Origin of the sequence: Pseudomonas sp. AN3A02, from assembly GCF_011765255.1 — a bacterium.
Taxonomy (GTDB): domain Bacteria; phylum Pseudomonadota; class Gammaproteobacteria; order Pseudomonadales; family Pseudomonadaceae; genus Aquipseudomonas.
Window position 1 is genome coordinate 564,977 of the sequence record NZ_JAARNI010000001.1, and the last position, 19,723, is coordinate 584,699.

Consider the following 19,723-nt stretch of genomic DNA (forward strand, 5'->3'; position numbering starts at 1 on the left):
GCTATCTAAACAGCGGGCGATTATCTGACGATTAACATCTCACGCCACTTGGGCGAGCAGTGCCTTGGCCTGGTTCACGCCTTTTTCCTGGAAATCACCGCCCAGATTCACCCCTTCGGCATGAATGAACGTGACGTCGTGGATGCCGATAAAGCCCATGACCTGACGCAGGTACGGTTCCTGGTGGTCGGTGCTGCCGCCAGCATGAATGCCGCCGCGGGCAGTCAGCACAAAGGCGCGCTTGTCGGTCAGCAGGCCCTGGGGGCCGGTGGCGGTGTACTTGAAGGTCACACCGGCACGCAGCACATGGTCGAGCCAGGCTTTCAGAGTGCTGGGAATCGCGAAGTTGTACATCGGCGCAGCCATCACCAACACATCGGCGGCCAGCAGCTCATCGGTCAGTTCGTTGGAGCGATCCAGGGAAGCCTGTTCGAGCGTGCTGCGCTGTTCGGCGGGTTTCATCCAGCCGCCCAGCAGGTTGGCGTCCAAGTGCGGAACGGGGTTGATGGCGAGGTCACGTACGGTGATCTGATCAGCCGGGTGAGCGACTTTCCATTGGCTGACGAATTGTTGGGTCAGTTGGCGGGAGATTGAGTCCTGCTGACGGGCGCTGCTTTCGATGATCAGAACACGGGCCATGATTATGTAAGCTCCATCGGTGAATGCTGTAAGGCGATGGAGTGAAGGTTAATCAGAGCCCGTTCGATTAAAAAGCGTAAAAAATTGCTATAACCCATCTAGAAATTTGTTTATAAGCGGAGTATTGCTGTGGGCATCCTCCGCTTTTGCCTTATTTCGGTGCGCAAGTGAGCTGGATACGCATCTTGATAACGGCACGGCTGAAATTGACCGTGGTGTTGGTGGTTTTACCCGCCGCAACCGTGACCTTGCGGGTACGCGGGGCTTCCGGGCCATTGGTAAAGCGCACCTTGCACTCCGCATCATTGGGGCCGTAGTTGGTGAGTTGGATCGAACTGATATTGCTGTCGACGTCCGACGCGCTGTAATCGATCTTCACGCCCTGAATGTCTTTCGTCACATCGGTACTGAATGCAAACGCACTCAACGGCAGCAGCGCCAGCAGCACACAACAGAATTTTCTCATTCGGCAGTCTCCAATAAGGACCGCCAGCTTAGGACAAGAGGAGCTCATCTTGAAAGCGCCCCGCGTTACCCTCGATCAATGGCGCACCCTGCAAGCCGTGGTCGACCATGGCGGCTTCGCCCAAGCGGCCGAAGCGCTGCACCGCTCGCAATCCTCGGTAAGCTACACCGTGGCCCGCATGCAGGACCAACTCGGTGTGCCGCTGCTGCGCATCGACGGGCGCAAAGCGGTACTGACCGAAGCCGGCGAAGTACTGCTGCGCCGCTCCCGGCAACTGGTGAAAAACGCCAGCCAACTGGAAGACCTGGCCCACCATATGGAACAAGGCTGGGAAGCCGAGGTGCGACTGGTGGTCGATGCCGCTTACCCTAACGCCCGCCTGGTGCGTGCCCTTACCGCCTTTATGCCGCAGAGCCGCGGCTGCCGGGTGCGCCTGCGTGAAGAGGTGCTGTCCGGCGTCGAAGAGCTGTTGATAGACGGCATGGCCGATCTGGCCATCAGCAGCTTTATCATTCCCGGTTACCTGGGCACAGAAATGAGCGACGTCGAATTTGTCGCCGTGGCCCACCCGGAACACCCACTGCATCGGCTGCACCGCGAACTGAGCTTCCAGGACCTGGAAAGCCACATGCAGGTCGTCATCCGCGACTCCGGCCGCCAGCAGCCACGGGACGTCGGCTGGCTCGGCGCCGAGCAGCGCTGGACCGTCGGCAGCCTGCCCACCGCCGCGACCTTCGTCAGCAGCGGCCTGGGCTTCGCCTGGTTACCCCGGCACCTGATCGAACGCGAACTCAAGGAAGGCCTGCTCAAGCTATTGCCCCTGGAACGGGGTGGCAGCCGCAACCCGACCTTCTATCTTTACTCGAACAAGGACAAACCCCTGGGCCCGGCCACGCAGATTCTCGTCGAGTTGCTGCGCACCTTCGACACCGCCCCACTGGACGCGCCGTTCGCCGCACCGCAGCAAGCCTGAACAAGGAGTTCCCATGGCCTATTTCGAACATGAAGGTTGCACCCTGCATTACGAGGAATATGGCCATGGCGCGCCGCTGATCCTGATCCACGGCCTGGGCTCCAGTTGCCTGGATTGGGAGCTGCAAGTGCCCGTGTTGGCGCAGCACTACCGGCTGGTGTTGGTAGACGTGCGCGGTCACGGACGCTCCGACAAACCCCGGGAGCGCTACAGCATCGCGGGCTTCACCGCCGACCTGGTGGCTTTGATCGAACACCTGCAACTGCCCCCGGCCCACGTGGTGGGCCTGTCCATGGGCGGCATGATCGCCTTTCAACTGGCGGTGGATGAGCCGCAAATGCTCAAGAGCCTGTGCATCGTCAACAGTGCGCCCCAGGTCAAGGTTCGCACTGCCGGCGATTATTGGCAGTGGGCCAAGCGCTGGAGCCTGGCACGCGTCCTCAGCCTGAGCACCATCGGCAAAGCCCTGGGCAACATGCTGTTTCCCAAGCCCGAACAAGCCGAACTGCGCCGCAAGATGGCTGAACGCTGGGCAAAAAACGACAAACGTGCTTACCTCGCCAGCTTCGATGCGATTGTTGGCTGGGGCGTACAGGAACAACTTTCGAAAATCTCCTGTCCAACCCTGGTCATCAGCGCCGACCACGACTACACCCCCGTGGCGCAGAAAGAAATCTATGTAAAACTGCTGCCCGATGCGCGGCTGGTGGTGATCGAAGATTCCCGCCATGCCACACCGCTGGATCAACCCGAACACTTCAATAACACCCTGCTCGATTTTCTCAAGACAGTCGAAACCACAACCCAGGATCACTGACCCATGCTGAAAAAAATCGCCTTCTTTGCCGGTTCCGTACTGTTCGCTGCCAACCTGATGGCGGCCGAACCCGCCAAGGCACCCCACGTCTTGATCAGCACCACCAATGGCGACATCGAAATCGAACTGGACCCGGTCAAGGCCCCGATCAGTACCAAGAACTTCCTGGCCTATGTCGACAAGGGCTTCTACACCAACACCATTTTTCACCGGGTAATCCCGGGGTTCATGGTGCAGGGCGGTGGGTTCACGTCGCAAATGTCGCAAAAGCCGACCGAAGCACCGATCAGGAACGAAGCCAGCAACGGCCTGCATAACGTGCGTGGCACCCTGTCGATGGCACGTACCAACGACCCGAACTCCGCCACCAGCCAATTCTTCATCAACGTTGCGGACAATGCCTTCCTCGACCCGGGCCGTGATGCGGGTTACGCGGTATTCGCCAAAGTGGTCAAGGGCATGGACGTGGTCGACATCATCGTCAACTCGCAAACCACCACCAAACAGGGCATGCAAAACGTGCCAATCGATCCTGTCCTGATCAAGTCGGCCAAGCGCATCGACTGAAGGCTACAGGGAGTTTCGCGCGGTGCCCCCGAGGCACCGCGCGCCTTTGAACAGGAGAGCCCGCCGCGCGGGCGTCATACCTAATGCTCTATCGTCGTTTTGAACAACTGATCGACATCTTCCGCGACGCTCCCAGCGCGGCCCCTCCCGATAAAGTCCTGCCGTTCTACATCTATTACCTGCGCCAGGTGTGGCCGTGCTTTGCCGCCTTGCTGGTGGTGGGCCTGATCGGTGCGCTGATCGAAGTGGCGCTGTTCAGCTACCTGAGTCGCATCATCGACCTGGCCCAGGGCACGCCGCCCGCCAACTTCTTCCAGATCCACGCCAATGAGCTGATCTGGATGGCCGTGGTCGCCCTGCTGCTGCGCCCGATCTTCGGCGCCCTGCATGACCTGCTGGTGCACCAGACCATCAGCCCGGGCATGACCAGCCTGATCCGCTGGCAGAACCACAACTATGTGCTCAAGCAGAGCCTGAATTTTTTCCAGAACGACTTCGCCGGGCGCATTGCCCAGCGCATCATGCAAACCGGCAACTCCCTGCGCGACTCCGCGGTGGCCGCCGTGGACGCGATCTGGCACGTGGCGATCTACGCCATCAGCGCCCTGGTGCTGTTCGCCGAAGCCGACTGGCGCCTGATGATCCCGCTGATTACCTGGATCATCGCCTACAGCCTGGCCCTGCGTTACTTCGTGCCACGGGTCAAGGAGCGCTCGGTGATCTCCTCCGAGGCACGTTCCAAATTGATGGGACGGATTGTCGACGGCTACACCAACATCACCACCTTGAAGCTGTTCGCTCATACGAATTTCGAGCAGAACTACGCCAAGGAAGCCATCGTCGAGCAGACCGAGAAAACCCAGTTGGCCAGCCGCGTCGTGACCAGCATGGACATCGTGATCACCACCATGAACGGCCTGCTGATTGTCTTCACCACCGGCCTCGCCCTGTGGCTGTGGACCCAATCCCTGATTTCGGTGGGCGCCATCGCTTTGGCCACCGGCCTGGTGATTCGTATCGTCAACATGTCCGGCTGGATCATGTGGGTGGTCAACGGCATTTTCGAAAACATCGGCATGGTTCAGGACGGCCTGAAAACCATCGCCCAGCCGCTGGCAGTCACCGATCGCGAGAATGCCCCGCGCCTGGAAGTGCCCCATGGTGAGGTGCGGTTCGATCAGGTGGACTTCCACTACGGCAAGAAGAGCGGAATCATCGGCGGCCTGAACCTGGACATTAAAGCGGGTGAAAAAATCGGCCTGATCGGTCCATCCGGCGCGGGCAAATCCACCCTGGTCAACCTGCTGCTGCGCCTGTACGACCTGCAAGGCGGACGCATCCTGATCGACGGCCAGAACATCGCCGAAGTCGCCCAGGAAACCCTGCGCGAACAGATCGGCATGATCACCCAGGACACCTCGCTGCTGCACCGTTCGATCCGCGACAACCTGCTGTATGGCAAGCCGGACGCTACCGACGAAGAGCTGTGGGCCGCGGTGCACAAGGCCCGCGCCGACGAGTTCATCCCGTTGCTGTCGGATGCCGAGGGCCGTACTGGCCTGGACGCACACGTCGGTGAACGCGGGGTCAAACTCTCCGGCGGGCAACGTCAGCGGATCGCCATCGCGCGGGTACTGCTCAAGGACGCGCCGATCCTGATCATGGACGAAGCCACCTCGGCACTGGATTCGGAAGTCGAATCGGCAATCCAGGAAAGCCTGGAAACCCTGATGCAGGGCAAGACGGTAATCGCCATTGCCCACCGGCTTTCCACCATTGCCAGAATGGACAGGCTGGTGGTACTGGAAAAAGGCCAGATTGCCGAGACCGGCAGCCATGCCGAATTGCTCGCACACGGCGGTTTGTATGCGCGATTGTGGCAACACCAGACCGGCGGGTTCGTTGGAATAGACTGATTCCGTTGGTTAACTGCACCCTCAATTCCGAACAATTCTGACAGTTTTCTCTATCCAGCTGGTCTTGCGACACAATCCTGCTGTACTGCAATCAGGCCCCAGGAGGGCCCTGATTTAAGGCAGCAGGGAAGCGTCACAGACCCGTTAATCAGATAGAGCAATCTACTAAGGATGTGTTCATGTCACTGTTCAAGCGTTCCGTTACGGAAGGACTGGGTACGTTTTGGCTGGTGTTGGGTGGCTGCGGCAGTGCGGTACTGGCCGCATCGTCGCCCGTCGGGATCGGGGTGCTCGGTGTGGCTCTGGCGTTCGGGCTCACGGTGCTGACCATGGCATTTGCCATCGGGCACATCAGCGGTTGCCACCTTAACCCCGCGGTGTCAGTGGGGCTGGTAGTGGGCGGAAGGTTTCCGGCCAGGGAGTTACCGGCGTACATCATCTCCCAGGTCATCGGCGGCATCGTCGCCGCCGCGTTGCTGTATTACATCGCCAGCGGCAAGCCAGGGTTCGAACTGGCCACGGGCCTGGCGAGCAACGGCTACGGCGAGCATTCACCCGGTGGTTATTCGATGGCGGCAGGGTTTGTGTGTGAGCTGGTGATGACGGCGATGTTCGTGCTGATCATCCTCGGCGCCACCGACCGCCGTGTGCCGGCGGGTTTCGCGCCGATTGCCATCGGCCTCGCGTTGACGCTGATCCACCTGATCTCGATCCCGGTCACCAACACCTCGGTCAACCCGGCCCGCAGTACCGGCCCGGCGCTGATTGTTGGCGGTTGGGCGCTCCAACAGTTGTGGATGTTCTGGCTGGCGCCGATCCTCGGTGCTGTGGTCGGCGGCATTACCTATCGCTGGCTGGGCACGGAAAAAACCGCCTGAGCCAAACGGGTTCAGCCCTGCCGGTAAGGCAGGGCTGCCCTTAATTCTGTTCAGTTAAAGAGTGCCGGCGTCCAAACAAAGCAGCTCAAGGTGGGAGCTGTCGAGCCCCGGCGAGGCTGCGATGGGATCACCGCGCTGTACCTGCCAGACCGCAGCGCCTGCATCGCAGCCTCGCCAAGGCTCGACAGCTCCCACACTTGATCGATTTTGCGTCCAAAACATCGTCAGTCATCAGAAGATAGGCGCGCAGTTAATTCGTCTTCGTTCTGATCCATGCGCCATCGGTGATTGCTTCGCCCCACCTATACGGTATTTAGCCCTGCCGGTAAGGCAGGGCTGCCCTCGCCTCCTCGGCATACGCCAGAATCCCCACGCTTTCGCGCGCCAGGAAATCCGCCACCGCCGTCTTCAATCCCGGATGGCGCAGGTAATGCCAGGAATGCGTGATCACCGGCTCAAACCCGCGAATCAACTTGTGCTCGCCCTGGGCGCCTGCGTCGAAACGCTGCAAGCCATGGGCAATCGCGTAGTCCATGCCTTGATAGAAGCAGGTCTCGAAATGCAGCCTATCGAACTCGGCCAGGCAGCCCCAGTAACGCCCATAAAAGCTGTCGCCGCCGATCAGGCTAAAGGCCATGGCCACCGGCCGTGAACCTTGTTTGGCCAGCACCACGCGAATCGCTTCCGGCATGCGCTCGGCCAGCAGGCTGAAAAAATTCCGGGTCAGGTACGGCGATTGTCGGCGGATGGCGTAAGTATTGGCGTAACAGGCATAGACAAAATCCCACTGCGCCTCGCTCAACTCATGGCCCTGCAACCACTCGAACTCAATGCCCTGCCCCGCCACCTGTTCGCGCTCTTTGCGCATCTGTTTACGCTTGCGCGAACTCAAGGCGTCGAGGAAGTCCTGGAAGTCGCGGTAACCGCGATTCTGCCAATGAAACTGGCAGCCCAGGCGTTGCAACCAGCCTGGCTGTTGAGCCAGCGCGGTATCCGCCAGGGCATCGGTAAAGTTGATATGGGCGCTGGAAAGGCCTTCGATCTCCAGGTAACCGGGCAGGCTTTTAAGCAGCTCGAAACCGTCCTCGGCGCTGGCAGCCAACAGACGCGGACCGCTGACCGGGCTGAAGGGCACGGCCGTCAGCAGCTTCGGGTAGTAATCAATGCCGGCACGCTCGCAGGCGTCAGCCCAACCATGGTCGAACACGTATTCGCCATAGGAATGCCATTTGCGGTAGCTGGGCAACGCGGCGATCAGCCGGCCACCTTCATAGTGCAGCAAATGCTCCGGCTGCCAGCCAGAGTGCGGGCCGATGCTGGCGCTGTCTTCCAGGGCACTGAGGAACGCATAGCGCAGAAACGGCTGATCAGCGGGGACCAACGCATTCCATTCATCGGGCGCAATCTCGGACAGGTTATTCAAACGTTGTAACGGCATCCCATTCCCCGACGGTCACGGCTTTGTGTAGGAGCGAGCTTGCTCGCGATGGTCGTTAACGATAACGCGACCATTCTGACAGAACGCGATGATCTCCGGTTCTTCACGAGCAAGCTCGCGCCGACCAGACCCGACGCAAAAAAAAGCCCCGCCAAACGGCGGGGCAAACCAAATGAGGAGCGCTTTGACGGATGAAGAAAGAGCGCTTTAAAGCGGTATTACAGGTGCTTAGAACACGTACTGCACGCGGGCCACGATGGCGTCGCCGCTGTCGTCGCCGGCGGCGTTGACCACGTTGTCGGTCTTGGCCTTGATGTAGTTGGCGGAGACTTTCACCGCCTCGTTGGCGTACCAGTTCACCCCGATGATGTTCAGGTTGGCCTTGGCATCGCCCACTTCACGGGTGGCGGTGTTGCGCACTACGTTTTTGTCATCAACGGTGATGTTGTCGTAACGGTAGAACACTTCCCACGCGCCGTACTGCTTGTCCTCGGGCTTGATGGTGTCGAACTTGGCACCGTCGAGTTTGTAGACGCGGGACTCGCCGGTCAGGGTGTAGGCCACCTGGCCGTAGAAGCCGCTGGCTTTCACGTCCTGATAGGCACTGCTGTCGGCCTTCATCTTGCGGTTCAGGTATTCGCCCTGCAGGGACAACGGGCCACGGGCGAATGCAAATTCGCCGCCGAACACGGTGTCAGTGTCGTAGGCATCATTCGCCGTCAGGCTGCCGGAATCCAGACCCACACCGCCGCCGAAGGTCGCACGGTTGCCGTTGGCGCCCGCATCGTTGCCGCCGTTGGTGGACACCCCGCGAACGCCGAGACGTGGACGAATACGCGAGTCGAAGGCCGTGTCCTTCAGGTCACGTACCGCGTAATCCAGGCCCAGGTGCAGCACGTTGCCGGTGTCATGCATCGGCGCGAACACCGCACGGGCGTTGAATTGCTTCACGCCTTTGCCGTTCTTGTCGTTGATGTCCTTGGAAGAAACGCTGGCCGACAGGTAAGCCATGTCGCCGACCACCGAGCTGGCCTGGATGCCCATGCCGTTGGCGTGGGAGTGGATCCAGTCCGCGACTTCATACGCGGCGTTGCGCTCAACCCCGGTGACCCACTTGGAGCTGGTGGCTTTTTCCAGACCGAAGTCTTCGTCGAAACGGCCCGCGCGAATCACCACCGGCTTAAAGCCTACGTACGAAAAGGACGCTTCGTCGAAGTAACCATCATCGGCGTTGCCGGAGTTGTGGGAGAAGTCGTAGTTGATCTGGTATTTCCAGTCCTTGTACACCGTGCCGCCCAATTCAAGGTAGGCGCGTCGGAAATACGCGGCGTCAGCCGAGTCACCATTCTTGGTGTAAAAGCCATCAAACGTGCCGTAATCGGCCTGCAAACGACCACCCAGTTTGAAGCTGAAATTCTGGTCGGTGGTTGCGACCTCAAGGCCGCCCTTGGTTTTGACAACGATATCGTCGCCGTCAGTAGTGACAGTACCGGCGAAAGCCTGGGCGGTAACAGCCAGGGCCAAGACGCTGGCCGCGAAACCGGCGAAGTGCTTACGGATCATCGAAGAATTCCCCTAATTGATGGTCTTATGCATTGGTAAAACACGCGGTTTAGAGCCGCTGGTGTTGGGGGGCGATCTTGGTTAGGGGATATTTCAGCGGGGTTGCTGGAAGATAAAGATTTTATTACAAGGGAACTTTTTAATAGCCAGTGGAAATAAGCAGAAGCCCCAAAATATAAAGGCTCCAGCGCTTAAAAGTGTCGAAAATGTCAGATGATACAAAATGTAAAAACATCTGATAAAAATGAAATATTTTCCATGTTGGTTATTTTTTGATCAAAAAAAGCCCGCATCATTTATCGATGCGGGCTTGGTTTTTGTGTGAAAAGTGACGGGTTTTACTGGTCGCGGGAACGCTCGGCGGCCAGGCGTTCGGCCAGCGCGTCAACATCAGCGATGGGCGGCTCGGGCAGGATCTTCAGCGTCGCCTGCATCAAGCGCATCTGCCGGATAAAGCGCCGGCAGTTGGCGCAGAACATCAGGTGATGACGCACCAGCAGACGCTCGCGAAAGGTCAGTTGCCCATCGAGATAGTCACTGGAACGCGCCACTTGTTCTTTACAGGTCAACATTCGCCGGTTTCCTCAAAATGCTCCACCGTGGCGAAGACTTTAAGCCGTGCTCGATGCAGCAGCACACGAACATTTGAGAGCGATAGCGTCAGAAGATTACAAATCTCCTCCAACTCCAGGCCCTGACGCTCGCGCAGCAGCAGCACGCTGCTTTGCAGTTCGGAAAGACTCGCCAGTGTGTGCTCAAGGCATTTACGCAGTTCGTCTTCGGTAAGCAGCGCTTCGGGAGTGTCCTGATGCCAGGCAAACGGCGCGACGGCCCAGTGGCCATCGTCAGGCACAAAGCGATCATCGCCGATGGTGCCGTGGGGTGACGGCAGGTCATCAAGCAGCACTTCCCGGCGATTTTGCTTGTAGCGGCCTTTTGCCGAGTTGGCCGTGATGGTCAGCAGCCAGGTCTTGAGGCTGGAGCGCCCCTCGAACTTCGCCAGGTTGCGCACCACCGACAGCCAGGCGTCCTGGACCACCTCATCGGCATGGCGCTGGCCAACGATGGCATAGGCCACGGCACGCATCGCGCTCTGGTAGGTGGTGACCAACTCCTTGTAGGCCCGCTGCTCACCCTTGAGCAATCGTTCAAGCAGGTGCGCGTCGTCCGCTGCTGCCATTCAAGACCTCGATTTCAAAACATGATCAGCGTTTGCGCAAAATCACGCTACCAATCGAATACCCGGCGCCAAACGAGCTGAGCACGGCCACAGCGCCCTTGGGCAAGTCGTCCTGGTAGGTGTGAAACGCAATCACCGAACCCGCGGAGCTGGTGTTGGCGTAAGTATCGAGGATCACCGGCGCTTCTTCCACCGAAGCCTCACGGCCCAGCAGTTTCTTGACGATCAGGTGGTTCATGCTGAGGTTGGCCTGGTGCAGCCAGAAGCGCTTCACATCGCCGACATTCAGCTGGTTTTCCGACAGGTGCTTGCCGATCAACTCAGCGACCATCGGGCAGACATCACGGAAGACTTTGCGGCCTTCTTGCACGAACAGCTTGTCGGGGGCGCCAATGCCCTCTTCTGCTGCGCGGTTGAGGAAGCCGAAGTTATTGCGGATGTTGTTGGAGAACTTGGTCAGCAGCTTGGTGCTCACCACGTCGAACTGATGCTCGGAAGTGGCCAGGTCGGCCCGCTCCAGAATCACGGCGGTGGCCGCATCGCCAAAGATGAAATGGCTGTCGCGGTCGCGGAAGTTCAGGTGGCCGGTGCAGATCTCCGGGTTGACCATCAGGATCGCCCGGGCCTGGCCCAGCTGGATGCTGTTGGCGGCATTCTGGATACCGAAGGTCGCCGAGGAGCAGGCCACGTTCATGTCAAAGCCGAAACCCTGGATACCCAACGCTTCCTGGACTTCAATGGCAATTGCCGGGTACGCCCGCTGCAGGTTGGAACAGGCAACGATCACACCATCGATGTCAGCGGCGGTCTTGCCGGCGCGCTGCAAGGCTTGCTCGGCAGCACCCACGGCCATCTGGCAGAGGATCGACCACTCGTCGTTGGAGCGCTCCGGCAGGCGCGGCGCCATGCGCTGCGGGTCGAGAATGCCGGCCTTGTCCATGACAAAGCGGCTCTTGATGCCTGAGGCCTTTTCGATGAAGGCGGCGCTGGATTCGGTCAGTGGCTGGACGTCGCCGCGTTCGATGGCTGCGGCGTTATCCAGGTTGAACTGTTGCACGTAAGCATTGAAAGACTGCACCAGCTCTTCGTTGGAAATGCTGTTGGCCGGGGTGTACAGGCCTGTGCCGCTGATGACGACGTTATGCACGGTCGTTCCTCTAAATCTGTTCAGGCAGAAGGGTATTGGTACCGTCGTACCAAACCGTAAGTAGTTTTATGCCGCCCAGCGGCCTTCAAACTGGTAACGCTTTATTCCATCGCGCCACGGCTGCGACAGCCCAACTCGACGATCCCGGCATTTATAACCGCGAAGTTTGCCACAACATCGGAAACTTGGCGCCTATCCCGCACAAACACCTTCCCTGTGGCGAGCGAGCTTGCTCGCGTTGGGTCGCGAAGCGGCCCCAATAAAGTTACCCGGGTGTTTCAGAGAGACCTTATGGGGCTGCTTCGCAGCCCAGCGCGAGCAAGCTCGCTCGCCACAGTTGCTTGCCGCACGTCGGTCACGCTTCGACCAGGCTCCATTGCTTGCTCAGACGCTTGTCGGAAATCGGCACCTTGGTGCCCAACTGCTGCGCAAACAGCGACACCCGGTATTCCTCCAGCCACCAGCGATACAGCTCCAACTGAGGGTCGCGCTTACCTTCCTGGGCGTGTTTGTTGAGGCGATTCTGATACTGGCTCCACAACCCACTCAGTTCGGTACTCCAGACCCGATCCTTCTGCACCTGGCTCGGCAGTTTCTCCAGGCGCAACTCGATGGCCTTGAGGAAACGCGGCAGCTCCTTGAACCATTGCGCCGGGGTTTCCCGCACGAAACCGGGATACACCAGGTTGCTCAGTTGCTGCTTGATGTCATTGAGAGCCACGGCCTGGGCCAGGTCAATCTTGCCCTTGAAGCGTTTTTGCAGGCCATGCCACAGTTTCAGGATGTCGAGGGTCAAGCGCGCCTGGCGCTCGGCATGTTCGGTCCAACTGCCACGCTTGCGCTCGGCCAAGGCGGCCAGGCCGGCGCCGTCACGCGGCAGGCTGGCTTCGCCTTCCAGCACGCAGCTGTCGAGGCTGGCCAGCAGAATGTCTTCCACCAGGGCTTCGATACGCCCCAGCTCGCGGTACATCAGCCCCAACTCGGTCAGGCCGGGCAACTTGCCCCGCAGGAATTTTGCCGGCTCGGCCAATTGTTGCAGCAGCAAACGTTGCAAGGCCCGACGGTGCTGGAACTCCGCCTCGGCGGCGGTGGAGAAACGCCCTTCCTTGACCGTACCGTTTTCTTCAACCAATGCCGGATACACCGTCATCGACAACCCGGCGATGTTTTGCTGGGTTTTCTCGGCCACCGCTGCGAACACCTTGGCTTCCACCGGCTGCTGGCTTTTCGCCGTCTGCGGTACGGCCAACGCGGCCTGGCTGGCTTCGGCGAAACGTGCGGTCAGCTCGGCCAGGTCGCGGCCTTCACCGAGGAACTTGCCCTGGCCGTCGACCACTTCAAGGTTCATCTTCAGGTGGTTTTCCACCTGCTGCGCAGCCTCAGCCCAGGCTTCATCGCTGACCCTTGCCCCGGTCATACGCAACAATTCGCGCCCCAGCGCCTGGGGCAACGAGCCTTGGCCAAATTCGATGCGTTGCAGGGCCGCCTTGACGAAATCCGGCACCGGCACGAAGTTCTTGCGCAGGGCCTTGGGCAAGTTACGCACCAGGGCAATGCACTTGGCCTCGATCACACCCGGCACCAGCCACTCCAGGCGCTCGGGCGGCAAGGCCGGCAACAGCGGCGCCGGCACGCGCAAGGTCACGCCGTCCCGGGGATGGTTGGGTTCGAAGTGATAACTCAAGGCCAGGGCCAGGTCGCCCAGGTGCAAGGTGTCCGGGTAATGGGCAGCAGTGACCTCACTGGCCTCGCGGGCCAGCACGTCTTCTTCGCGCATGATCAACAGTTGAGGGTCTTTCTGGCTGTTGACCTTATACCAACTGTCGAAGGTTGCGGTCTGGTGGATCTCGGCGGGCAGGCGCGCATCGTAGAAGGCGTACAGGGTTTCTTCGTCCGCCAGGATGTCGCGCCGGCGGGCCTTGGCTTCCAGCTCGTCGAGCTGCTCCAGCAGTTGCTGGTTGGCCGTCAGGCAGCGGGCCCGGGACTGAATCTCGCCGCGCACCAGGCCTTCACGGATAAACAGCTCACGGGACGTCACCGGATCAATCGGCCCGTAATGCACCGGCCGGCGCCCGACGATGATCAACCCGAACAGGGTGATCTGCTCAAACGCCACCACTTGGCCGCGCTTCTTCTCCCAATGGGGTTCGAAGTGGTTTTTCTTGATCAGGTGCCCGGCCAACGGCTCGATCCAGTCGGCGTCGATCTTGGCCACCATCCGTGCATACAGCTTGGTGGTTTCCACCAGTTCGGCGGTCATCAGCCATTGCGGGCGCTTTTTGCCGATGCCCGAGGACGGATGAATCCAGAAACGCCGCTGACGCGCGCCCAGGTAATCGCCGTCTTCGGTTTTCTGGCCGATCTGGCTCAGCAGGCCGGACAACACCGCCTTGTGCAGTTTCGGGAAATCCGCCGGTTCCTTGTTGACGGTCAGCTGCATGTCGCGGCAGATCAAACTCAACTGGCGGTGGGAATCACGCCACTCCCGCAGGCGCAGGTAATTCAGGAAATTCTTGCGGCACCAGTTACGCAACGGGCTAGCGGTCAGTTCCTGGCGCTGTTCTTCAAAACCACGCCATAGATTCACCAACCCGGCGAAGTCCGAATCCGGGTCCTTCCACTGTGCGTGAGCCTGGTCGGCGGCTTGCTGGCGTTCCGGCGGACGCTCGCGCGGGTCCTGGATCGACATGGCGCTGGCGACGATCAGCACTTCCTGCAAGCTGCCGAGCTTGGCGGCTTCCAGCAACATGCGGCCCATGCGCGGGTCCACCGGCAAACGCGCCAACTGGCGGCCCATCGGGGTGAGTTGGCTGTTGCGGTCGACCGCCGACAACTCTTGCAGCAGGTTGAAACCGTCGCTGATGGCCTTGCCATCCGGCGGCTCGATAAACGGGAAGTCGGTGATCTCGCCCAGGCGCAGGTGCAGCATCTGCAGGATCACGGCCGCGAGATTGGTCCGCAGGATTTCCGGGTCGGTAAATTCCGGACGCCCGATAAAATCTTCTTCGCTGAACAAGCGCACGCAAATGCCCGGCTCCACCCGCCCGCACCGGCCTTTACGCTGGTTGGCGCTGGCCTGGGAAATCGCCTCGATCGGCAAGCGCTGGACCTTGGCACGATAGCTGTAGCGGCTGATGCGCGCGGTGCCGCTGTCGATCACATAACGAATGCCCGGCACGGTCAGCGACGTTTCCGCGACGTTGGTCGCCAGCACCACGCGCCGGCCCGGATGGGACTGGAAAATCCGCTGTTGCTCGGCCGGTGACAGGCGCGCATACAGCGGCAGGATTTCGGTGTGCTTGAGCTGGGCCTTGCGCAGCATGTCGGCAGCGTCGCGAATCTCGCGCTCGCCGGGCAGGAACACCAGCACATCGCCTGGGCTCTTGCGCTCGCTGCGTTCAAAGGCGGCAATTTCGTCGAGGGTGGCGAGAATCGCTTGGTCGACGGTCAGGTCGTCCTCGACGCGGTTGCCCTCCTCGTCCTGCTCCAGGGTCAGCGGGCGGTACCAGGTTTCCACCGGGAAGGTACGGCCCGACACCTCGACAATCGGCGCATCGTCGAAGTGCTTGGAAAAGCGCTCCAGGTCGATGGTCGCCGAAGTAATGATGACCTTCAGATCGGGACGACGCGGCAGCAGGGTTTTCAGGTAGCCCAGCAGGAAGTCGATGTTCAGGCTGCGTTCGTGGGCTTCGTCGACGATGATCGTGTCGTAGCGTTCGAGGTAGCGGTCGTTCTGGGTTTCGGCCAGCAGGATGCCGTCGGTCATCAGCTTGATCAGGGTGTTTGAATCACTCTGATCTTCAAACCGCACTTGATAACCCACCAGCGAGCCCAACGGCGTCGCCAGTTCTTCGGCGACCCGGCTTGCCACGCTGCGCGCCGCAATCCGCCGCGGCTGGGTATGACCGATCAGGCCGTATTGGCCGCGGCCGATTTCCAGGCAGATTTTTGGCAACTGCGTGGTTTTACCCGAGCCGGTCTCACCGGCAATGATCAGCACCTGATGCTTGAGCAGCGCCGCCTTGATTTCGTCGCGCTTGGCGGCGATCGGCAGGCTGTCGTCATAGCGAATCACCGGCAGGCTGGCACGCCGCGCCGTCACTTGCGCGCAGGAGGCCTGCATCCGCGTCACCCACTGCGCAAGTTTTTCCTCATCGGGTTTCTTGCGCAGCTCAAGCAGCTGCCGCCGCAAGCGGTGGCGGTCGGCGAGCATGGCGTGATCGAGGTTTTTCAGCAGTTGGTCGATAGCGGGCGCTTGGTCAGTCATCAGGTACGCAAAGGTCGTCTATGTATGCAGGGGGCGGATTGTCGCAGAAAAGCGCCGCCACGCGCTCCCCTCATTCGTTGTCCAGACCCTTGCGACGGTAGGGAAACACGTCAATCACCTTGCCGGCGCGAATCGCGTCTTGCAGGCCTTTCCAGTAGTCGGCGTTGTACAACTCGCCGTGCAGTTCGTCGAACAGCCGGCGCTGGCTGGCATCGGCAAACAGGAATGGCGGAAATTCCTCCGGGAACACATCCAGCGGACCGATGGAGTACCAGGGCTCGGAGGCCATTTCATCTTCCGGGGTACGCGGCGCGGGGATGTGGCGGAAGTTGGCCTCGGTGAGAAAGCAGATTTCGTCATAGTCGTAGAACACCACGCGACCGTGACGGGTAACGCCGAAATTCTTCAGCAGCATGTCGCCGGGGAAAATATTTGCCGCCGCCAGTTGCTTGATCGCCAGGCCGTAGTCTTCCAGCGCTTCGCGCACCTGGGCTTCGTTGGCGTTTTCGAGATAGAGGTTGAGCGGGGTCATGCGCCGCTCGGTCCAGCAGTGGCGGATCAGTACCGTATCGCCTTCCACTTCGACGGTACCGGCGGCGACTTCAAGCAATTCGGCCAGGCATTCGGGCTCGAACTTGCTCAGCGGAAAACGGAAGTCGGCGAACTCCTGGGTGTCAGCCATGCGCCCGACTCGGTCGACACTTTTCACCAGCCGGTACTTCTCGATCACCGTGGCGCGGTTGACGTTTTTCGACGGTGAAAAGCGGTCCTTGATGATCTTGAACACGGTGTTGAAGCCCGGCAGGGTAAACACGCTCATGACCATGCCGCGCACGCCCGGGGCCATGATGAACTGGTCGTCGGTGGTGGCGAGGTGGTTGATCAGCGCCCGATAGAATTCGGATTTGCCGTGTTTGTAGAAGCCGATGGAGGTGTACAGCTCGGCGATGTGCTTGCCCGGCAGGATGCGCTTGAGGAAGCCGATAAACTCCGCCGGCACCGGCACATCCACCATGAAATAGGAGCGGGTGAACGAGAAGATGATCGACACATCCGCTTCGTCGGTGATCAGCGCGTCGATCTGGATGCCGCGCCCTTCCCGGTGCAGCAGCGGGATCACCAGTGGCCACTGTTCGTCGCGGGTGTAGATGCGCCCTACGAGGTACGCGCCTTTGTTGCGGTACAGCACCGAGGAGAATAGTTCGACGTTGAGGTCCGGGTCCTTGCAGACCCAATCCGGCAGGTTCTCGCGCAATTGCGCTTCCAGGCGGCGCAGGTCGGCGGGCAAGTCGGCGTAGGGTTCGCTGAAACCGTAGTCGGCGAAAATCTGTTCCAGCATTCCCGTCAGATTGCCCTCCGGCTTGTAGGTGCGGGTTTGCGCGGCTCGGGCACGGCGCAGGCTGGGCCGCGTGGTGTGAATGAACATGCAACCGTCGCTGATCAGGTCATGGCTGAACAGCCCGCAAAATGTCGAGTTGTACCAGGTCTCGGACAGCTCATCGTCAAACCGCAGGTCGATCAGGCTGATGTAGGCGCTTTTCACCAGCGGCCATGCCGCAATGTCGAGTAATACAGCTTCATCGAAGGCTGCCCGCAGCCGCGCCGTGACTTCACTGACCTTGTCTTCATACAGGTTGATACGTGCCGCCGAGGCCGCCTGCCCTTGCTGCCACTGCGCCTTTTCGAAACGCTCCCGGGCGCCATCGGTGATCTGGCGGAAGTGCTCGCGGTAGTCGTCGAAGCCGTCGAGGATCATCTGTGCAATGTCGAGGGCTGGCGTTTGCTGCGGCATTTGGGAAACCTCTGCGGGCATTTGGAGTGAGCTGAGCTTAGCCAGTGTGCAGGAACAGGAGAAGGGACATTTTTTCGTTCAGCCTTGTACAGGTTTGTTCACTTTGTACATTTATTTTCAATTTTATTAAGTAGACCATTCGGTCAATAAAAAACCTCGAAGTCATTTCAGCCAAGTTAAACGTTTCATCTGAAGGCCTCTAACCACGGGCCTCCCCCGGGAGCCCCTGGAAAACCCGAGTATTTGCTCTAGCACGCTGGACCTCGGTTCCCTTTGGAGCATTGGATCCAACGTAAGGGAAACCCTGATTACCTTCATGATGGCTCTTTGCTATATAGCGCGCCCTCTCCCACCTAACAAGGTCAGAAGACCGGTCCGGGAACAGGTTCTAATCGCCCAAGGAGCATTGAGATGTCATTGAGGAATATGGGGATCGGTCTGCGCGCCAGTCTGAGTTTTGGGGTTTTGGCCAGCCTGTTGATCGTGGTCGGCCTGTTTGGTTTAGGCCAGATGGCCAAACTGCGGGAAAGCGCGCTGATCATCGAAGAATCGTGGATGCCAAGCATTGAAAACATTCACGACAGCGCCGCCTATGTCGCCAGCATCCGCCTGGAAGCGTTGCGCTTGCTCACCACCGACGAGTCCCGGGTGCGTGACAACAGCAGAAACCTGATCACCCGCCAGCGCGGCGACCTTGAAGAGCTGCTGAACCGTCACGAAACCCTGCTGAGCAACGAGCAAGAACGCGACCTGCTCAAGCAGTTGAAAGCCAACGTTGCGAGCTATATGACGATCGTCGCCCAGATGATTCAACTGGTCGACCAGGACCAGCAGCAAAATGCCATGGACCTGCTCAACAGCCGCCTGGCGCCCCAAGGCATGGTCCTCAATAAAAGCCTGGAAGACATGATCACCTTCAACCAAAAAGGTGTGGAAGACGCCGCAACGTCGGCGGCGCAGATGTACACCAGCGCCCAATGGGTGGTCGGCAGCATCATCGTCACCGCCCTGATGGCAACATTACTGCTGGCCTGGCTGCTGACCCGCAGCATCACCACGCCCATTGGCCAGGCACTGACGGTGGCCCGCACCATCGCGTCCGGCGACCTGAGCCGGCCGATCGTCGTGGAAGGGAAGGATGAGTCGGCGCAATTGCTCACCGCATTGGCCACCATGCAGACCAACCTGCAGGACACCATCCGTGGCATTAGCGAATCGTCGCAGCAGTTGGCCTCGGCGGCCGAAGAGATGAGTTCGGTGATGGAACAGAGCACCCGCGGCCTGCAGGCGCAGAACGATGAAATCGAACTGGCTGCCACCGCAGTGACGCAGATGAGCGCGGCAGTGGACGAAGTGGCGGGCAATGCGGTGTCCAGCGCCGAAGCGTCCAAGGCCTCCGACGAAGACAGCAAGCACGGCCACTACCAGATCAGCGAAACCATCAGCTCGATCCAGAACCTTGTGGACGAAGTGCTCGAGGCCTCGACCAAGGCCGAAGGCCTGGCGGTGCAGGCCCAGGACATCAGCAAGGTACTGGAAGTGATTCGCGGGATTGCCGGCCAGACCAACCTGCTGGCGCTCAACGCGGCGATTGAGGCGGCCCGCGCAGGCGAGGCCGGTCGCGGTTTTGCCGTGGTGGCAGACGAAGTGCGCTCCCTGGCGCAACGCACCCAGGACTCCACCGAAGAAATCGAGCAGATGATCAACGGTATCCAGCAAGGCACCCAGGACACCGTCGGTGCCTTGAACAGCAGCGCCGAACACGCCGGCCAGACCTTGCAGCGGGCCAACAGCGCCGGCTGTGCACTGGAGAAAATCACCGCGGCGATCTCGCAGATCAGCCAGCGCAACCTGGTGATCGCCAGCGCCGCCGAGCAGCAGGCACTGGTGGCCCGAGAGGTGGACCGCAGCCTGGTGAACATTCGGGACCTGTCGACGCAAACCGCCGCCGGTGCCACCCAGACCTCGGCGGCCAGCCAGGAACTGTCGCGGTTGGCGGTGGACCTCAATGGTTTGGTGACGCGCTTCGTGCTGTAAAACATGTATTAGCGATTGTGTCAGACAGGTCCGTGGGCAACAC

The 19,723-nt window shown here is 60.1% G+C and carries 15 protein-coding genes; 6 read left to right on the forward strand and 9 right to left on the reverse strand.

The window, feature by feature from the left end; genetic code table 11:
* Positions 1–39 precede the first annotated feature (39 nt).
* Both HBJ59_RS02665 and HBJ59_RS02670 read right to left on the reverse strand, forming a co-directional pair.
* Positions 40–639 (reverse strand): FMN-dependent NADH-azoreductase, encoded by a 600-nt coding sequence (locus HBJ59_RS02665; protein ID WP_167662704.1) that lies wholly within the window; start codon positions 637–639, stop codon positions 40–42.
* 151 nt (positions 640–790) lie between these two features.
* Complete coding sequence (locus tag HBJ59_RS02670) at positions 791–1,105, reverse strand: 3-phosphoglycerate kinase (protein ID WP_167662705.1); 315 nt, start codon at positions 1,103–1,105, stop codon at positions 791–793.
* 49 nt (positions 1,106–1,154) lie between these two features.
* On the opposite strand from HBJ59_RS02670, the gene HBJ59_RS02675 reads away from it, so the two are divergent.
* From HBJ59_RS02675 to aqpZ, 5 genes are all read left to right on the forward strand, one after another.
* On the forward strand, positions 1,155–2,078 hold the full coding sequence (locus tag HBJ59_RS02675) for a LysR family transcriptional regulator (protein ID WP_076014784.1): 924 nt from the start codon (positions 1,155–1,157) through the stop codon (positions 2,076–2,078).
* 13 nt (positions 2,079–2,091) lie between these two features.
* Positions 2,092–2,895 carry an alpha/beta fold hydrolase gene (locus HBJ59_RS02680; RefSeq protein WP_076014785.1) on the forward strand — a complete coding sequence of 268 codons (804 nt, stop codon included), beginning with the start codon at positions 2,092–2,094 and terminating at the stop codon, positions 2,893–2,895.
* A 3-nt stretch (positions 2,896–2,898) separates the two neighbouring features.
* On the forward strand, positions 2,899–3,462 hold the full coding sequence (locus tag HBJ59_RS02685; RefSeq protein ID WP_167662706.1) for a peptidylprolyl isomerase: 564 nt from the start codon (positions 2,899–2,901) through the stop codon (positions 3,460–3,462).
* Between the two features lie 83 nt (positions 3,463–3,545).
* Positions 3,546–5,378, forward strand: coding sequence for an ABC transporter ATP-binding protein (locus tag HBJ59_RS02690; RefSeq protein WP_167662707.1), 1,833 nt, complete (start codon positions 3,546–3,548; stop codon positions 5,376–5,378).
* Between the two features lie 179 nt (positions 5,379–5,557).
* Positions 5,558–6,256: an aquaporin Z gene (aqpZ, locus tag HBJ59_RS02695; protein ID WP_167662708.1), complete on the forward strand. Its 699-nt coding sequence runs from the start codon at positions 5,558–5,560 to the stop codon at positions 6,254–6,256.
* A 313-nt stretch (positions 6,257–6,569) separates the two neighbouring features.
* Here the strand turns inward: aqpZ and HBJ59_RS02700 are convergent, their stop codons facing one another.
* From HBJ59_RS02700 to aceK, 7 genes are all read right to left on the reverse strand, one after another.
* Positions 6,570–7,694, reverse strand: a complete 1,125-nt coding sequence (locus tag HBJ59_RS02700; RefSeq protein ID WP_167662709.1) for a GNAT family N-acetyltransferase — start codon at positions 7,692–7,694, stop codon at positions 6,570–6,572.
* 228 nt (positions 7,695–7,922) lie between these two features.
* Positions 7,923–9,257, reverse strand: a complete 1,335-nt coding sequence (locus tag HBJ59_RS02705; RefSeq protein WP_167662710.1) for an OprO/OprP family phosphate-selective porin — start codon at positions 9,255–9,257, stop codon at positions 7,923–7,925.
* 338 nt (positions 9,258–9,595) lie between these two features.
* On the reverse strand, positions 9,596–9,829 hold the full coding sequence (locus tag HBJ59_RS02710; RefSeq protein WP_167662711.1) for an anti-sigma factor: 234 nt from the start codon (positions 9,827–9,829) through the stop codon (positions 9,596–9,598).
* Positions 9,823–10,437 (reverse strand): RNA polymerase sigma factor, encoded by a 615-nt coding sequence (locus HBJ59_RS02715; RefSeq protein WP_017479164.1) that lies wholly within the window; start codon positions 10,435–10,437, stop codon positions 9,823–9,825. The genes HBJ59_RS02710 and HBJ59_RS02715 overlap by 7 nt, the downstream gene beginning before the upstream one ends.
* 25 nt (positions 10,438–10,462) lie before the next feature.
* A complete protein-coding gene (locus HBJ59_RS02720; RefSeq protein WP_167662712.1) occupies positions 10,463–11,584 on the reverse strand; it encodes a beta-ketoacyl-ACP synthase III in 1,122 nt (373 codons plus the stop codon).
* 355 nt (positions 11,585–11,939) lie between these two features.
* A complete protein-coding gene (hrpA, locus tag HBJ59_RS02725; RefSeq protein WP_076014793.1) occupies positions 11,940–15,851 on the reverse strand; it encodes an ATP-dependent RNA helicase HrpA in 3,912 nt (1,303 codons plus the stop codon).
* Between the two features lie 70 nt (positions 15,852–15,921).
* Positions 15,922–17,643: a bifunctional isocitrate dehydrogenase kinase/phosphatase gene (gene aceK / locus HBJ59_RS02730; RefSeq protein WP_076014794.1), complete on the reverse strand. Its 1,722-nt coding sequence runs from the start codon at positions 17,641–17,643 to the stop codon at positions 15,922–15,924.
* Positions 17,644–18,069: 426 nt separating this feature from the next.
* Here aceK and HBJ59_RS02735 point away from each other — a divergent pair, with 426 nt between their 5' ends.
* The gene (locus HBJ59_RS02735) at positions 18,070–19,680 is read left to right on the forward strand and encodes a methyl-accepting chemotaxis protein (protein WP_372241457.1); all 1,611 of its coding nucleotides are present in this window, start codon (positions 18,070–18,072) and stop codon (positions 19,678–19,680) included.
* The last annotated feature ends 43 nt before the right edge of the window (positions 19,681–19,723 follow it).

Excerpts from the sequence above, each read along its gene's own strand:
- HBJ59_RS02665 (WP_167662704.1), bottom strand. The coding sequence starts at position 639 with ATGGCCCGTGTTCTGATCATCGAAAGCAGCGCCCGTCAGCAGGACTCA.
- HBJ59_RS02670 (WP_167662705.1), bottom strand. The coding sequence starts at position 1,105 with ATGAGAAAATTCTGTTGTGTGCTGCTGGCGCTGCTGCCGTTGAGTGCG.
- HBJ59_RS02680 (WP_076014785.1), top strand. The coding sequence starts at position 2,092 with ATGGCCTATTTCGAACATGAAGGTTGCACCCTGCATTACGAGGAATAT.
- HBJ59_RS02685 (WP_167662706.1), top strand. The coding sequence starts at position 2,899 with ATGCTGAAAAAAATCGCCTTCTTTGCCGGTTCCGTACTGTTCGCTGCC.
- HBJ59_RS02690 (WP_167662707.1), top strand. The coding sequence starts at position 3,546 with ATGCTCTATCGTCGTTTTGAACAACTGATCGACATCTTCCGCGACGCT.
- aqpZ (WP_167662708.1), top strand. The coding sequence starts at position 5,558 with ATGTCACTGTTCAAGCGTTCCGTTACGGAAGGACTGGGTACGTTTTGG.
- HBJ59_RS02700 (WP_167662709.1), bottom strand. The coding sequence starts at position 7,694 with ATGCCGTTACAACGTTTGAATAACCTGTCCGAGATTGCGCCCGATGAA.
- HBJ59_RS02705 (WP_167662710.1), bottom strand. The coding sequence starts at position 9,257 with ATGATCCGTAAGCACTTCGCCGGTTTCGCGGCCAGCGTCTTGGCCCTG.
- HBJ59_RS02710 (WP_167662711.1), bottom strand. The coding sequence starts at position 9,829 with ATGTTGACCTGTAAAGAACAAGTGGCGCGTTCCAGTGACTATCTCGAT.
- HBJ59_RS02715 (WP_017479164.1), bottom strand. The coding sequence starts at position 10,437 with ATGGCAGCAGCGGACGACGCGCACCTGCTTGAACGATTGCTCAAGGGT.
- hrpA (WP_076014793.1), bottom strand. The coding sequence starts at position 15,851 with ATGACTGACCAAGCGCCCGCTATCGACCAACTGCTGAAAAACCTCGAT.
- aceK (WP_076014794.1), bottom strand. The coding sequence starts at position 17,643 with ATGCCGCAGCAAACGCCAGCCCTCGACATTGCACAGATGATCCTCGAC.
- HBJ59_RS02735 (WP_372241457.1), top strand. The coding sequence starts at position 18,070 with ATGGGGATCGGTCTGCGCGCCAGTCTGAGTTTTGGGGTTTTGGCCAGC.